Annotated in this window: 1 protein-coding gene and 1 pseudogene; one reads left to right on the forward strand and one right to left on the reverse strand. The window is 42.2% G+C overall.

Annotation, left to right across the window (positions count from 1 at the left end; genetic code table 11):
• A pseudogene (locus tag C200_RS16220) lies at window positions 1-246 on the forward strand (IS701 family transposase); the annotation flags it as partial.
• 18 nt (window positions 247-264) lie between these two features.
• Here the strand turns inward: C200_RS16220 and C200_RS12175 are convergent.
• On the reverse strand, window positions 265-1,367 hold a 1,103-nt coding region (locus C200_RS12175; protein WP_033923789.1), incomplete at its 5' end, for a terminase large subunit.

Consider the following 1,367-nt stretch of genomic DNA (forward strand, 5'->3'; position numbering starts at 1 on the left):
CAGATGACGGAGGGCGAAATTGAAGAATATCATAAGTCGATTAAACAAAATGCAAGTTTAGCAAAATCACCAACTAAAACTGTTCGGTCACAATGCAATCATATTTTTGCATCAATCGTGGCATTTTGTAAACTAGAAACATTGAGTGTAAAAGCACAACTTAACCACTTTGCACTCAAATATAAATTACTTGTGCGGTCAAATCAAATAGCTTTTGAAGAGCTTAGGCGATTAAAATGTTTATGACCTGTGCGTAAGGTGAGTTCATAAGATGAGTAGCTCTCTCTCGTTATAAATCGAGTTGTGATCTTCCCCCGCAATTAAACGCCCGACGGCCATTGCCGTGGCCACCATGCCGTCAATCTTCTCGGTGGATTTACGCTTAGAAGGTTTCATATTACCCGCATCATCTTCAACAACGACTAAATTCGAGGCCATCCAATTCAAAACTGGATTATTGTTGTGATGGAGCTTTGTTGAAATCACCAAACGCTCGAGTTCTTTTAATGCTGGGGTCATGGACTTAAATCCTTGCCGAAACTCGACCATATTCGCCCCTTCTTCAAGTAAATCATTGGCGAGCTGGGTGGCATTCCACGGGTCATAAGTAATCTCTTTAACATCAAATTCTTTATTCAACTGGTAAATATCATCTTTGATGTAGTTGTAATCGATCACATTACCCTCTGTTAGGGTTAAATAACCTTCATCGGCCCATAGCTGATAGGGCACGGGCGATTGCTTGGCTCGAGTCATTACCGTCTCTTTCGGTAAGTAAAAGCGACAAAATAGGCGCACAGAATCATCTGGCATTAAAAAAGCCGCAACTAAGGCGGCTATATCGTTGGTACTGGCCAAATCCAAGCCAATATAACAGGGCCTGTTTTCCAATGATTCACGTTTAAAGGTATATTCAGCGCAGGCTTTCCAGCGTTCTAAATCTAACCAAGCGGTTTCGGCATTCGTCCAGATATTTAAGTGCTTACATAAAAAACCATTGCGTTCGCCCTTCATTTGTTGGGCTTTTACGCACTGGCGTTGCATATCATCGAGCTTTTTACTGACGCCTAAATTCGGGTTGGCTTTGATCCAATTGCGCTCATCCGTCCAATCGTCATCCTTATCCAACGTGTAAATAATGCCGAAAAAGGTATCATCTACAATGATATTTTCCAGCACTTTAACCGCATAATCACGCAAACTATAACAAATCCCCGTTTGATCAAAGCCGGCGGTTGTAATCGCATACAGCAATGGTTGACGCCTAGAGCCGGTGCCCGTCTCTAATACGCGCCATAAATCGCCGGTTTTATGGGCATGCAACTCATCAACAATACTAGAATGCACATTTAAACCGTCCTGAGTTT

The sequence above is a fragment of the Piscirickettsia salmonis LF-89 = ATCC VR-1361 genome (genome assembly GCF_000297215.2).
Taxonomy (GTDB): domain Bacteria; phylum Pseudomonadota; class Gammaproteobacteria; order Piscirickettsiales; family Piscirickettsiaceae; genus Piscirickettsia; species Piscirickettsia salmonis.